The sequence below is a fragment of the Bradyrhizobium sp. Rc3b genome (genome assembly GCF_900114915.1).
In the GTDB taxonomy this organism is placed as follows: Bacteria; Pseudomonadota; Alphaproteobacteria; order Rhizobiales; family Xanthobacteraceae; genus Bradyrhizobium.
Window position 1 is genome coordinate 218,683 of record NZ_FOUS01000008.1, and the last position, 13,549, is coordinate 232,231.

Here is a 13,549-nt window from a genome sequence, read left to right on the forward strand (position 1 = left end):
AAGCCGAGGAGGCAATCATGAGTGAAAACGAAAAGGCAAAGGGCGTCAGCCGACGAACCGTGCTGGGAACGACGGCGGCCGCAGCGGGCGTGGGCCTGGCTGGCGGAGCGGCGATCAAGGACGGCGGCTTCGTCTCATCTGCGGACGCGCAGACCAAGAATGCTGCTCCGAAAGCGCCGGCGGCACGGCCGGCCGTGCAGAAGACCGAGGTCGCGCCCGGCGAGCTCGACGAATATTACGTGTTCTTCTCGAGCGGCCAGTCCGGCGAGATGCGAATCGTCGGCCTCCCCTCGATGCGCGAATTGATGCGTGTTCCGGTGTTCAACCGGTGCAGCGCGACCGGTTGGGGCCAGACCAATGAAAGCCTCAAGGTTCTGACCGAAGGCATGCAGCCCGCGACCCGCGAATTCCTCAAGAACCGCGGCGGCACGTTCATGAACGGCGACCTCCACCACCCCCATATTTCGTTCACGGACGGCACCTATGACGGTCGCTATGCCTACATGAACGACAAGGCCAACAGCCGCGTCGCGCGGGTGCGACTCGACATCATGAAATGCGACAAGATCGTCGAACTGCCGAACCAGCACACGGTCCACGGCCTGCGTCTGCAGAAATATCCGCGCACGGGCTATGTGTTCGCCAACGGCGAGGACGGCGTGCCCTTGCCCAATGACGGCAAGGTCCTCGACGATCCCAAGCAGTATCACTCCATCTTCAGCGCGATCGACGGCGAAACGATGAAGGTGGCCTGGCAGGTGATCGTCAGCGGCAACCTCGACAATGTCGACGCCGACTACCAGGGCAAGTATTGCTTCGCGACCTGCTACAACGGCGAGGAAGGCGTCACGCTCGCGGAGATGACCGCCAGCGAGCAGGACTGGGTCGTCATCTTCAACATCAAGCGGATCGAAGAGGCCGTAAAGAAGGGCGACTTCAAGGAAATGAACGGCGTGCCCGTGATCGACGGCCGCAAGGGGTCGGCGTACACGCGCTACATCCCGGTCTCGAACAATCCGCACGGCATGAACACGGCTCCGGACGGCATCCACATCGTGGCGGCCGGAAAGCTCTCGCCCACCGTGACCGTGATGGACGTGCGCCTGTTCGACCAGTTGTTCGACGACAAGATCAAGCCGCGCGACGTCGTCGTCGCCGAGCCTGAGCTTGGCCTCGGCCCGTTGCACACCGCCTATGACGGCAAGGGCAACGCCTACACCACCCTCTTCCTCGACAGCCAGGTCTGCAAGTGGAGCATCGACCTCGCCAAGCGGGCCTTCAAGGGGGAGAAGGTCAATCCCATCCTTCAGAAGCTCGACGTGCACTATCAGCCGGGCCACAACCATAGCTCGATGGGCCAGACCAAGGAGGCGGATGGAAAGTGGCTGATCTCGCTGAATAAGTTCTCGAAGGACCGTTTCCTGAACGTCGGCCCGCTCAAGCCCGAGAACGATCAGCTGATCGACATCTCCGGCGATCAGATGAAGCTGGTGCATGACGGCCCAAGCTTTGCCGAGCCGCATGACGCGACCATCGTCCACCGCTCCAAGATCAACCCGATCTCGATCTATGACCGCGCGGATCCGATGTTTGCCGATGCGGTCAAGCAAGCCAAGGCCGATGGCATCAACCTCGAGGCGGATTCGAAGGTCATTCGCGACGGCAACAAGGTGCGCGTCTACATGACGTCTACCGCGCCAGCGTTCGGCCTCGAACAGTTCCAGGTCAAGCAAGGCGAGGAAGTCACCGTCTTCATCACGAACATCGACGCAGTCGAGGATCTCACGCACGGCTTCTGTATCGTCAACTACGGTATCAACATGGAGATTGGGCCGATGGCCACCTCGTCGGTGACCTTCACGGCCGACAAGCCGGGAGTCTACTGGTACTACTGCTCCTGGTTCTGCCACGCCATGCACATGGAGATGAAAGGCCGGATGTTCGTCGAGCCCAAGTCGGTTTGAAGTCGGTTTGAAGTCGGCCTGATCGGAGCGACCTCGTGGGTCTGTTGTCACGCATGTTTCCGGCGGCGCTGGTCGCCGCCGGATTGTCCGGCTTCGCCGATGCGGAGACCTTGACGGCTGCGCCTGGGCAGCCGCTGCAAGCGGTGCTGGATGGCGCGCGCGCCGGCGACGTCATCGAGCTTGCTCCCGGCGAATATCACGGCTCGATCCGGATCGACCGTCCCCTGGAGCTGGTCGGGAGCCGAGGCGCGGTGCTCGACGGCGACGGCTCCGGCAACGTCATCACCGTCAGCGCGCCCGACGTCACAATCCGCGGTGTGACCATCCGGTCCTCCGGCCGTGATCTGCAGGCGATGAATTCCGGAATCTTCCTGCAGAAGACGGCCGGGCGCGCGAAGATCGAGGACAACCGGCTGGAGGGAAACCTGTTCGGCGTCTATGTGCACGGCGCCAGGGGTTCCCGGGTCGTCCGCAACGAGATCGAGGGACTGCGCGGCGGGCGCCTCAGCGAGGCAGGCAACGGCATCTCGCTGTGGAACGCGCCCGACGTCACCATCGCGAACAACATGTTCCGCTACGGCCGCGACGGCATCTTCTCGATCTCCAGCAGCAAGGACCGCTTCATCGACAATCGCTTCGAGCAGGTTCGTTTCGCCGTCCACTACATGTACACCAACGACAGCGAGATCAGCGGCAACGTTTCGATCGGCAACCATGTCGGTTACGCCATCATGTATTCAAACCGTCTGGTGATCCGCGGCAACTCCTCAGATCACGACCGCGACTATGGGCTGCTCTTCAACTACGCGAACTATGCCCAGATCGAGGGCAACCGGGTCACGGGCGGCCCGCTCGGCTCGATGACACAGAGGGCGGAGGACGGTCCCGCCGACGAGCGTGGCATGCTTCCGCGGCAGGCACGGGACACCACTCTTAAGAGTGGCCCGGAGAAATGCGTGTTCATCTACAACACCAATCACAACAAATTCCGCAACAACTGGTTCGAACGCTGCGCCATCGGCGTGCACTTCACGGCGGGCTCCGAAGGCAACGAAATCACCGGCAATTCCTTCGTCAGCAATGCCAACCAGGTGAAATATGTCGGCACCCGGCACCTCGACTGGTCGACCGGAGGGCGCGGTAACTATTGGAGCGATAATCCGGCGTTCGACCTGAATGGCGACGGCATCGCCGACACGGCGTACCGGCCGAACGACCTCATCGACCGCGTGCTGTGGACGGCGCCGGCTGCGAAGGTCCTGATCAACAGTCCCGCCGTCCAGGTGATCCGCTGGGCGCAGGCACAGTTTCCCGCGCTGCTGCCGGGCGGCGTGGTCGACAGCCATCCGCTGGTGTCGCCGCCGCGGACCCCGGTGAAGGAAACACGATGACCAGTACGGTACGTGTCAGCGACGTCACCAAGGTGTTTGGCCGGGTCGAGGCCGTGCGCGGCGCGTCGTTCACGCTTGGCCAGGGCGAGCTGGTGGCCTTGATCGGGCACAACGGCGCCGGCAAGACCACGCTCATGAAGCTCATGCTCGGGTTGATCCGGCCGACCAGAGGCGCCATCGAGGTTCTCGGAGACAATCCCGCCGCCGGCGAATTCGCAGGCCGACGGCAGCTCGGCTACCTCCCCGAAAACGTCTCCTTCGATCCCGCCCTCACCGGCCGCGAGACGCAGGCCTTCTACGCCAGGCTGAAACGAGAGCCGGTTGCCAAGGCGCTGGAGCTGCTCGACGCGGTCGGACTGGGAGCGGCCAGCCGCCGCCGGGTCAACACCTATTCGAAGGGCATGCGCCAGCGGCTGGGGCTCGCGCAGGCGCTGCTTGGCGAGCCGCGCGTGCTGCTGCTGGACGAGCCGACCACTGGTCTCGATCCGGAGCTGCGGCAGACCTTCTACGACATCATCGCGCGGCTCGCGGCGCGCGGCGCGACCGTGCTGCTGTCGTCGCATGCGCTGACCGAGCTAGAGGAGCGCGCCGGGCGCGTCATCATCATGAACCGCGGCATCAAGGTCGCGGACGGATCGATCGACGAGCTGCGTCGTCTCGCCCGGCTCCCGACCCGGATCCGTCTCAAGGTGGCTGGCCTCGCGCCCAGCGAGATGCCGGGCTGGGCTCCGCAAGACGCCACCTGCCGCCGTCTGAACGGCCACATCGTCGAGATCGACGCCGCGCCGGAGCGGAAGATCGAGCTGCTGCATCGCGCGACGGCCGCCGGCAATTCGGTCGAGGACGTCGACGTGGTCCCGCCCACCCTCGACGAGCTCTATGCTCATTTCCTCCGGCAATCGGAGCAGGCGCCATGAACGTCCTGATCATCGCCGCCAAGGAAGTCCACCAGGCCATCCGCAATCGCTGGGTGCTTGCCGCAACGCTCCTGCTCGCCGGGCTTGCCCTGTCGCTGACCTTTCTCGGCAGCGCGCCGACCGGAAACGTGGGTGTTCGCACCCTGGATGTGGTCATCGTCAGCCTGTCGAGCCTGACGATCTTTCTCGTTCCACTCATCGCGCTTCTAATTTCCCATGACGCCATCGTCGGCGAGATGGAACGCGGAACGATGCTGTTGCTGCTGAGCTATCCGGTCGCGCGATGGCAGGTGCTGCTCGGCAAGTTCTTAGGCCACCTCGCCGTCCTCGCTTTTGCGACCTGCCTCGGCTACGGCGCGGCGGTCGGAGCGCTGGCGGCGACGGGCAGCCAGATCGATGGCGACAGTTTCCTGGCGTTCGCGGCGATGGTGGGCTCCTCGGTGCTGCTCGGCGCCGCTTTCGTCGCCATCGGATATCTGGTCAGCGCGCTCGTGCGCGACCGCGGAACGGCAGCCGGCATCTGCATCGGATTATGGCTGCTGCTGGTGCTGATCTACGACATGGCGCTGCTGGGCGTGCTCGCACTCGATCAGGGGCGCAGCATCTCGGCGAGCGTGCTCAACGCCATGCTGCTGTCGAATCCGACCGACGCCTACCGGCTGATCAACCTGACCGGGTTCGCCAATGTCAGCACCTTCGCCGGCATGGCTGGCCTTGCCCAAACCACGTCCCTGACGATACCGGTCCTTCTGACCGCCCTGCTCTGCTGGACTCTGCTGCCGCTGGGGCTGGCCGCGCTCGCCTTCTCGCGGAGGGAGCTATGAGGCGCCGAACGATCCTCCTCGCCTTGCTCGTGCCGCTCGTGCTCGCCGGCTGCAACGAGAAGCAGGCCGCGAAGATCCCGCCGCCGCATCGGATGACCGCGGAGGACATCGGCCATTACTGCGGCATGAACGTGCTCGAGCACCCGGGACCGAAGGGCCATGTCTTTGTCGCGAGCCTGATCGAGCCCGTCTGGTTCTCGTCGGTGCGGGACACGATCGCCTTCACTATGCTGCCGGACGAGCCCAAGGACATTCAGGCGATCTACGTGTCCGACATGGGCAAGGAGCCTGAGTGGGACAAGCCCGGCGCCGATAACTGGATCGAGGCACGCAAGGCGCTCTACGTGATCGAGAGCCGGGTCAAAAGCGGCATGGGCGGTGACGAGGCCGTTCCGTTCTCGGACCGGGCGGCGGCCGAGAAGTTCGCCGGAGAAAACGGCGGCAGGATCGTCGGCTTCGACGAGGTGCCCCGGGACTATGTCCTGACGTCGGCGAATGCCGCCGGCGCCGTTGCGGCCGACGAAGCGGCCGAAGCCCCGCCGGGCGAACGATCGAGGAGAACGCCATGACGCGAACACTGACGCGCCGACGCTTCATCCGGATCAGCGCGGCGGCCGCGGGCCTCGGCGCGCTGGCTCCGGGACACTCCGTTCGTGCAGAGATCGCGCCGGTCACCTGGCGTGGCACGATGCTGGGCGCGGTGGCCACGATGGAGATCCACGACGAAGACCGCAGCCGGGCGGATCGGCTAATCTCGCTGGCCTGCGCCGAGGCGCGGCGGCTCGAGCGGCTGTTCAGTCTTTACCTGAACGATTCCGCCCTGGTCGCGCTGAACCGGACCGGTGTCCTGATCGATCCCGCCGCCGAAATGGTCGATCTGCTATCGACCTCGCAGCACTATTCCACGCTGACGGGCGGTCTGTTCGATGTCACGGTGCAGCCGCTGTGGGAGCTCTACGCCAGCCATTTCGCGCGAGATGACGCGGATCCGGCCGGTCCTGCGGCGGCCGCGATCGAGGCCGCGCTCGCCCGCATCGGCAGCAGCCGGCTGTCGATCAGCCGCGACCGGATCGTGATGCCCAAGGGCATGGCCGTCACCCTGAACGGGATCGCGCAAGGCTACGTCACGGACAAGGTGGTCGACTTGCTGCGGGCGCATGGCATCTCTCGCAGCCTGGTCGACATGGGCGAGGCCCGCGCGATCGGCGCGCGTTCGGACGGACGGCCCTGGGAAATCGGCATCGCCGATCCCGACATTGCGGGCCACACGAAAGCGGTGCTGCCGATCGTCGACCGCGCCGTGTCCACCTCGGGCGGCTACGGCTGCCAGTTCGATTCCAGGGCGCGCTTCAACCATTTGTTCGATCCCAGATCGGGCGGCTGCGCTCTCCGCTATCGCAGCGTGACGACGGTGTCCCGCAGCGCCACCGCCGCGGACGCATTGTCGACGGCGTTCAGCCTGATGCCTGAAGACAAGATTCGATCGCTCTTGCCGCATGTCGACATCGACCGCGTGCATCTGATCAATGGGGCCGGCCAATCGGTCGAATTGTCGGCGTAACCTTGCGCGCTACTGCAGTGGCAGCAGCTCCAGCTGGCTCTGCGCCTTCTTGACGGCCGCGGCGTACCAACTATGGCTCGGCGCTTCCCTGGCGAAGCATTTCGTGTAGGCGTCCATGGCCTGATCCTCGCGGGCCATGTCGCCGCGCGGGTCCTTCTTGTTGACGGGTTTCGCCATCATCTGCTTCCACACGCGCTCGCATGCCGGGATTTCAGCCGTCTTCACCGCGTTCGATGTGGCGAGGAAGTAGACCTTGTCGCCCTTGGTCGCGACGACGTCAATTTCATCCGGCGGTCCCTTGAGCCCGCCATTGCCGCGCACGCCGAGCACGGCAACTGCAGCGCTCGCGGATGCGGGCTTTGTGATCGGCAGCTCGGCATATTTGGCGAAGGCGGCGTCCTGGATCGCATGATAATAGAAGCGGTCGGACTTGAACGCGGCGCCGCTCTCCTGCGGCATGCCGTCCTCGCGATGCTCGCGCAGCCAGTGCGCCAGAAGCGGGCTCGTGGTTACGACGGCTTGCGTCTTGTAGCCTCCCGAGGCGAAGCTTAGCCCGTCGAGATGGCCGAAGCCGATATCACTCTTGAAAAGTGTGTCGACGTTCGACTTGCCATCTGCGGGGAGCCCCTTGATCGTGACCGGTCCCACCAGGCCGCGCAGCACGCCTGCCAGCTCCTTCAGCGCCGCATCATGCTGCTTGTAGATCTCGTCGCTCTCCTTGGCACTCGAGAATTTTGCGATGTAGCGATCGCGCAGGTCGAGATAGTGCTGCTCGGGCGTGGCCGCATGGACGGGCATCGCCAGGAAGAGCAGGCAGAGCAAGGCAAGCGATTTCATTCGATGTCCGCGGACTGGGAGCGATCTCCAGTCTTTGTGCCCGCGACAGGCGGGAAGGTTCATCCCCAACGACCGTGCGAGGGCCCTACTCCGCCGGCGTCAACTGCCGGGTCAGACGCACCGCCGCGGTCTCGCGCACGCGGATGCGGGCGCGGCGCTTGCGCCACCAGATCACGACGCCTGTAACCGACAGCGCGGCGACCACGAGCCCCATGATCGAGATCAGGATGCGGCCGAACAGTCCGACGATGCGGCCCGAATGCAGCGGAAATTGCGCCTGGACGAAGATGTCGGCGGCGGTACCGACCCAGGGCAGCCGCTCGCCGATCGGGCGGCCGTCCTCGCTGTCGTAATAAAGCTGCGCCGGGCCGACGCCGCCGGCGCCGTGGTCGTCGCCGGGGTGGAAGAACGCGGCGGCATAGACGCCATGGGCCGGGCCGTAATTGACCGAGCCGACCGGGATCGTCCACCCCCGCGCCTTGCCGTCTGCGGCGGCGCGGGCGGCGATGTCGGCGAAAGTCACCTTGGGCTCGATGGGATCGTCGAGATCGCGATACGGCCGCTGCTCATAGGGCGTCGGCGTGTAGTTCGACACCATCTTCATCAGCGGCGAGAACACCTCGAAATAGAGGTTCAGCGAGAACGCGGTGAAGGCGATGATGAAGAGCACGCCCCAGGTCCAGAGACTGAAGGCGCGGTGGATGTCGAAATTGATCCGGTAGGCGCTGCCGGAGGTCTTGATGGTCCAGGCCGGCGCCCATCGCGCCCAGAAGCCGCGCTCGAGCTGGCGCGTGACGGCTGGCGCTCGCGCCGCCTTGGCGCGTCTGCGCGAGGGTAGTGTCAGGTAGAAGCCGACGAAGCAATCGATGGTCCAGATGATCGCGATCACGCCGAGCACGCGCATGCCCCAGCGATCGCTGCCCCAGAACTCCGGAATGTGCATCGTGTAGTGCAGCTTGTAGAGAAACGAGACGAAATTCTCCCGCGTGACGGGCCAGACCGCGCCCCAATAGCGCCGGCCCAGTTCCGCGCCGGTGTTGGGATCGAGGAAGACCTGATTGTAGTCGAGAGCGAAACGCTTGCCGGTCGCGGGATCGATCCGCGGCATGACGAAGAACCACAGCGAGTGGCCCTCCTCCGGCGTCATGAAGAGGTAGACGACGCGCGCGCGGGGATCGCGCTGCTCGATCATCTTGGCGAGCTCGATCGAGGGGATCGCCGGGCCTTTGCTGCTGACGTCGAACAGATGGCTGTTCAGGACGTCGTCGATCTCGTGATCCCAGGAGATGATCGCCCCGGTGATGCCGGAGAAGAAAAGGAATCCGGCCGTGAGTAGTCCCGCCCAGCGATGCAGCTTGCCGAATATCGCTCTCATCGTCTTGCACTCTCATCCAGCAGGTCCGGCCCGCCATCGCCGGACCGTCTTCGATTTCACCAGCGATAAGTCAGCTTGCCGATGGCTTTCCGTCCCTCGGCATACATGCAGCCCGAAAGGCCGTAGCACGCCGCGACATAGCGCGTGTCCGCAAGGTTGGTGACGTTCAGCGACAGCCGCCAATTGTCACGGGTATAGGCAAGAAGCGCATCCAGCACTGTGGCCGATCCCACCTTGAAGGTGTTGGCATCATCGCCCCAGGTCGCGCCGACATAGCGAACGCCGCCGCCGAACTGCAAGCCCGCCAGCAGGCCGTTCTGAAGCGTGTAGTCGCTCCACAGCGAGGCGCGGTTGAGCGGCACGGTGACCGGCGCCTTGCCGACATTGACGGGATCCTGCGTGACCATCGCATCGATATAGGCGTAGGCCGCCCGCAGATTCCAGCCGTCGGCGAGCGACATCGAGCCTTCGAGCTCGATACCGCGCGACTTCACCTGCCCGATCTGTTCGTAAAAGGTGGTTGCAGGCACGTACACAGCCACGTTGTCACGCGTCAGGTCGAAGGCGGCGAAGGTGAACAGCGCATTCCAGCCGACCGGTTGATACTTGACGCCCACCTCGTACTGCACGCCGGTCTCGGGATCGAGCATCTGTCCGGAAGGACTGGTCGCGAGCTGCGGCAGAAACGACTCGGAATAGCTGAAATAGGGCGCGATGCCGTTGTCGAAATTGTACATGACGGCAGCGCGGCCGGTGAAGGCCGAGGCGTCCTTCGATGTCGAAGTATCGGCCGGGGGCAGATTGGTGTCGAGCTGCGTCGTCACGAAGTCCTGGCGGCCGCCGAGCTGGAACGACAGCCGGCCGAGCTTGATCTGGTCCTGCGCATAGAGGCCGACCTGCGACTGCTTGATGCCCTTGTTGTCGTACATGCCGCCGAGGGCCCAGTCGTAACTGTAGACCGGGTTGAAGACGTTGATCTCCGGCGCTGATGTCGTGACGGCGAAGGCCGTATCGCGGAACGTGGTGTTGCGATAGTCGAGCCCGACCAGGGTGGTGTGGCTGAGGATGCCGGTATTGAACTTGCCCTGGAGCTGGTTATCCACCGCAAAGGAGTTGATGTAGGAGTTGCTATAGCTGCCGAAACGCCCTAGCTGCCCCGCCGCTTCGTCGGTGTATCCGGTGCCGTAGAAGGTCTTTTCCTCATTGTGCTGATAGGCGTAACGCAGGTTCTGCCGGAACGTGATGTTGTCGGTGAAATTGTGCGAAAGCTGATAGCCGGCGGTCGCAATCTCGGTGTTGAACGCATTGAAGCCCGGCACGCCCGCGAAGAACGAGACCGGGATGGTGCGGCCGTTGTTCGGCCACACCGTGCCCGAGGCCGGCAGGAACTGAAGGCCCCACCCTGCCCGGTCGCGCTGGTAGTTGGCCAGCAGCGTGATGGTGGTGTCCTCGTTCGGCTTGAAGGTGACGGCGGGCGCGATGAAGACGCGGTTGTCCTTGGTGAAGTCGACCTGGGTCTGGCCGTCGCGGACGACGCCGGTGAGGCGCCACAGCACGGTGCCTTCCTTGTTGGCGGGGCCGCCCATGTCGAACTGGCCCTGATAGCGGTTGAAGCTGCCGCCGGAGATCGAGACCTCGCCGAACTGCTGCGCCGTCGGCAGTTTTGTCACGTAGTTGAGAATGCCGCCGGTGCCGCTGCCGCCATACATCGCCGAGGACGGGCCCTTGAGCACCTCCAGGCGCTCGGCCCCGTAGGGATCGAGGCCATTGAAGTGCACGTAGTTGCTCGAGGGGATCCGCAGGCCGTCGACGTAGAGACCCGACATGGTCGTGTCGAAGCCGCGGATCTGGAGCGCGCCGAAGCGGGTGTCCGAGCCGCCATTGACGTCGCCGCTGACACCGGCGGTATAGCGCAGCGCCTCGCCGATCGAGACCGCGCCCTGATTCCTGACCTGGTCGGTGGTGACGACGGAAACCGACTGCGGAGTTTCGATCAGCGGTGTATCGGTTTTGGTAGCCGTACCGCTCCGCGTGGCGACGAAACCGCGCACCGGACCATTGGCGCGTTCGCCCGTCGCGCCGTTCGATGATGCTGACTGGGTCGGCGCGGCGGCTTGCGCAGGCGAGCGACGATTGGCGCGAGAGGTGCGTGTCGCCGCCCTTCGCGACGAAGCAACCGCCGCAGGACGGGCGCGCTGAACCGGCGCGTCGACGGTGACAGCGGGAATCTGGGTCTGCGCTTCCACGGAACCAAAGGGAACCACGAGCGAGAATGTGCTGACCGCCCCGAGCAGCAGCACACGAATCTGTCGACGACGCGCGCATTCACGCGAAGAAAGTTGGTAGTCGGTCACGTCTTTCGAGGCCCCACGCACTGCCGGCTTTGCCGGTATCATTTTTGGTGTCCCGCCCTAACTCAGGCGGTTTCGGAGCGCGATAGGAACGAGGTTAGAATCTCTCCAGAGGCGTGCGCGGCGCGTGCGACGAATGCGCTCATGCCGAATTGCCGCGCCCGGTGCCACGCAGCCGTCGTGCCCACAGATTTGGAATGCTTCTAGATCGAAACACTCCCTCACCATTCGGCAATGGCTGGAAACGATCAGCCTGCTACCGCGCGAGAATCGCCAACTACGACGGTCGGCGCTGCCGGGAAATCCGATCGAGCTCGATCCGGCTCTATGATTTGCCGGCGTGACAACACGATTCGTCGGCAGTGTTGCTCTCGTGTGCCAGTACGCTGCGGCTGTTGCGGTCCGGCGGGATGTCGCCGGCCGCATTGGCGGCGAAAAAGCCGGTCGGCTTCAGCAGGAAACCGGCATATTCCACCGGCATGATCGGGAAGTCCTCGGGCTTGCAGACATGGGTGTGGCCGAAAGAGTGCCACACCACGATATCGGCATTCTCGATGTTGCGGTCCTTCGCGGCATAACGCGGCAGGCCATCGCCGCCGGCATGGACGTTGGGATAATCGCCGCTTGCGTATTTCTCGGCCGGATCGAATGCTGTCACCCAGACATGCTTGGTGGCGAAGCCGCCGCGCTTGCGCACGTAACTGCCCTCCTGCGCCAGCATCAGCGGGCTCGGATTGACGACGAGCTTGTAGGCCGGAGCATTACCGACCGAGTTGGTCTCATTGGGATTGCTGATCTTCCAGAACCGGCCGGTTTGGCCATTGGCGATCGCCGCCGCGTCATGCTCGCGCGACAAAATCCGCGTCGTGGTGTCGAAGACGTTGCCGTGCGGATTGTCGTCACCCCAGGGCCGCGGCACAAAATCGTGCTCGGTGACGGTGTTGCCGCCGCCGTCGAGATCCATGTGCAGGCGCACGTTGAAGAAGTGCTGGTGCGTCGGTCCGCCCAGATTGTCGTCGACCATGCCGCCCCATTTGTACGTCTCGCCAGATCGCACCGCGGCGGTCTGGATGATGCCGGTCAGCTTGGTCTCCAACTGGACCGTGCCGTCCTGGTAGAGATACCAGTAGAAGCCGTAATCGTAATTGCCGACGGTCGCGAAAAACGAGATCACAAGCCGCCGCGAGCGGCGGACCTCGAACAGGCCGTTGCGGAACTCATAGTGCTTCCAGGCGATCCCATAGTCTTCCTCATGCATGCAGATGGCGTTCTGCATGACGAAGGGCTCGCCCTTGCTGTCGGCGCCCGGCACGTCGAAATAGCGGATGTTTCCGAGACAGTCGCAGCCGAGCTCGAGCGCGTTCGCAAGCATGCCGAGGCCATATTCGCCGGCATCGAACGCCGATTTCCAGAAATGGTTCGCGGTCGGATCGGCATAAGGCACCACCATCTCGGTAACGCTGGCGCGATGGATCAGGGAGCGCTTGCGCGCGCCGTCCTGGTAGGCGAGCTGATGCAGGACGAGGCCCTCGCGTGGCGTGAAGCCGATGCGGAAGCTCCATTTCTGCCAGTCGACCTTCCAGCCATCGACGCGAAAGCTCGCACCCTCCGGCTGCTCGATATGCAGCGGCTTGATGTCGGTGCGCGGGTTCTTGACCTCGTGCGCGCCATAATTCCGCTTCTTGCGCGGAATCGGCACGATCGGATCCTCATCGGTGAGGTCGATGACCTTGCCGCCGATCAGGTCAACGACAGCGACCACGCCCTCGATCGGGTGCGCATAGCCGTTGTCCTGCAAGTGCTCGCGAAAATAGCTGACGGCACGCACGATACGGGCGCCGCGCTCGAACTCCTTGTCGAAGAAACCCGACGAGAACGGATCGACCTGGACCAGTTCGATGTCCTTGTCGGAAAGCCCGCGCCGCACCATCGCCGCCCGCCAGCCCGGATCGGCCTTGACCACGGCCTCGCACTTGAAGAATTCCTCCAGCATCACCGGCGGCTGCCCATAGGGCGCCTCGCGGTTCGGGACGACCTTGCGCCCGACGATCTCGCCACGGCCGAGATCGACGATGTGCTCGATGGCCTCGCCCGTGGCGACGTCGAGCGTCAACGCGAAGGCGCGACGCCCTACGCCGCCTGCGGCCAGCTCCTGCTTGGTCGGCTCCTCCAGCCGCACCGCCGGGAATCGGCAGTTCTCCGGCGAGGCCACGGCGGCGCGCACCAGCGTGCAGGCGGCGGTGATCTCCTCGGCAGTCAGCGGATCGAGCGGATGCGGCGTAGCGGTCTCTGTTTGCGATTTGGCTTTGACGGTATCGAGCATGGGGAT

10 protein-coding genes are annotated in these 13,549 nt (G+C 64.3%); 6 read left to right on the forward strand and 4 right to left on the reverse strand.

What is annotated here, in order from left to right; all coding sequences use genetic code 11:
* Positions 1–17 precede the first annotated feature (17 nt).
* The 6 genes from nosZ to BM190_RS20360 are packed head-to-tail and all read left to right on the forward strand — an operon-like array spanning position 18 to position 6,657.
* On the forward strand, positions 18–1,964 hold the full coding sequence (nosZ, locus tag BM190_RS20335) for a TAT-dependent nitrous-oxide reductase (protein WP_092258185.1): 1,947 nt from the start codon (positions 18–20) through the stop codon (positions 1,962–1,964).
* Positions 1,965–2,017: 53 nt separating this feature from the next.
* Positions 2,018–3,355: a nitrous oxide reductase family maturation protein NosD gene (locus tag BM190_RS20340; RefSeq protein ID WP_502687006.1), complete on the forward strand. Its 1,338-nt coding sequence runs from the start codon at positions 2,018–2,020 to the stop codon at positions 3,353–3,355.
* Entirely contained in the window at positions 3,352–4,272 is a 921-nt protein-coding gene (locus BM190_RS20345) for an ABC transporter ATP-binding protein (protein ID WP_018320463.1), read from the forward strand. The genes BM190_RS20340 and BM190_RS20345 overlap by 4 nt, the downstream gene beginning before the upstream one ends.
* Positions 4,269–5,096 carry an ABC transporter permease gene (locus BM190_RS20350; protein ID WP_092258191.1) on the forward strand — a complete coding sequence of 276 codons (828 nt, stop codon included), beginning with the start codon at positions 4,269–4,271 and terminating at the stop codon, positions 5,094–5,096. The genes BM190_RS20345 and BM190_RS20350 overlap by 4 nt, the downstream gene beginning before the upstream one ends.
* Entirely contained in the window at positions 5,093–5,665 is a 573-nt protein-coding gene (locus BM190_RS20355; RefSeq protein WP_092258194.1) for a nitrous oxide reductase accessory protein NosL, read from the forward strand. The genes BM190_RS20350 and BM190_RS20355 overlap by 4 nt, the downstream gene beginning before the upstream one ends.
* The gene (locus tag BM190_RS20360; protein ID WP_092258197.1) at positions 5,662–6,657 is read left to right on the forward strand and encodes an FAD:protein FMN transferase; all 996 of its coding nucleotides are present in this window, start codon (positions 5,662–5,664) and stop codon (positions 6,655–6,657) included. The genes BM190_RS20355 and BM190_RS20360 overlap by 4 nt, the downstream gene beginning before the upstream one ends.
* A gap of 9 nt (positions 6,658–6,666) precedes the next feature.
* Here the strand turns inward: BM190_RS20360 and BM190_RS20365 are convergent, their stop codons facing one another.
* From BM190_RS20365 to BM190_RS20380, 4 genes are all read right to left on the reverse strand, one after another.
* A complete protein-coding gene (locus BM190_RS20365) occupies positions 6,667–7,494 on the reverse strand; it encodes a hypothetical protein (RefSeq protein WP_092258200.1) in 828 nt (275 codons plus the stop codon).
* A gap of 85 nt (positions 7,495–7,579) precedes the next feature.
* Positions 7,580–8,869 (reverse strand): siderophore utilization protein FsrB, encoded by a 1,290-nt coding sequence (fsrB, locus tag BM190_RS20370; protein ID WP_092258203.1) that lies wholly within the window; start codon positions 8,867–8,869, stop codon positions 7,580–7,582.
* A 56-nt stretch (positions 8,870–8,925) separates the two neighbouring features.
* Positions 8,926–10,920 (reverse strand): TonB-dependent siderophore receptor, encoded by a 1,995-nt coding sequence (locus BM190_RS20375; RefSeq protein ID WP_177237203.1) that lies wholly within the window; start codon positions 10,918–10,920, stop codon positions 8,926–8,928.
* A gap of 625 nt (positions 10,921–11,545) precedes the next feature.
* Positions 11,546–13,543 carry a primary-amine oxidase gene (locus tag BM190_RS20380; RefSeq protein ID WP_092258209.1) on the reverse strand — a complete coding sequence of 666 codons (1,998 nt, stop codon included), beginning with the start codon at positions 13,541–13,543 and terminating at the stop codon, positions 11,546–11,548.
* Positions 13,544–13,549 lie beyond the last annotated feature (6 nt).

Coding starts and splice junctions, on each gene's coding strand:
- BM190_RS20355 (WP_092258194.1), top strand. CDS start 5,093: ATGAGGCGCCGAACGATCCTCCTCGCCTTGCTCGTGCCGCTCGTGCTC.
- BM190_RS20340 (WP_502687006.1), top strand. CDS start 2,018: ATGTTTCCGGCGGCGCTGGTCGCCGCCGGATTGTCCGGCTTCGCCGAT.
- BM190_RS20350 (WP_092258191.1), top strand. CDS start 4,269: ATGAACGTCCTGATCATCGCCGCCAAGGAAGTCCACCAGGCCATCCGC.
- fsrB (WP_092258203.1), bottom strand. CDS start 8,869: ATGAGAGCGATATTCGGCAAGCTGCATCGCTGGGCGGGACTACTCACG.
- BM190_RS20345 (WP_018320463.1), top strand. CDS start 3,352: ATGACCAGTACGGTACGTGTCAGCGACGTCACCAAGGTGTTTGGCCGG.
- BM190_RS20365 (WP_092258200.1), bottom strand. CDS start 7,494: ATGAAATCGCTTGCCTTGCTCTGCCTGCTCTTCCTGGCGATGCCCGTC.
- BM190_RS20380 (WP_092258209.1), bottom strand. CDS start 13,543: ATGCTCGATACCGTCAAAGCCAAATCGCAAACAGAGACCGCTACGCCG.
- nosZ (WP_092258185.1), top strand. CDS start 18: ATGAGTGAAAACGAAAAGGCAAAGGGCGTCAGCCGACGAACCGTGCTG.
- BM190_RS20360 (WP_092258197.1), top strand. CDS start 5,662: ATGACGCGAACACTGACGCGCCGACGCTTCATCCGGATCAGCGCGGCG.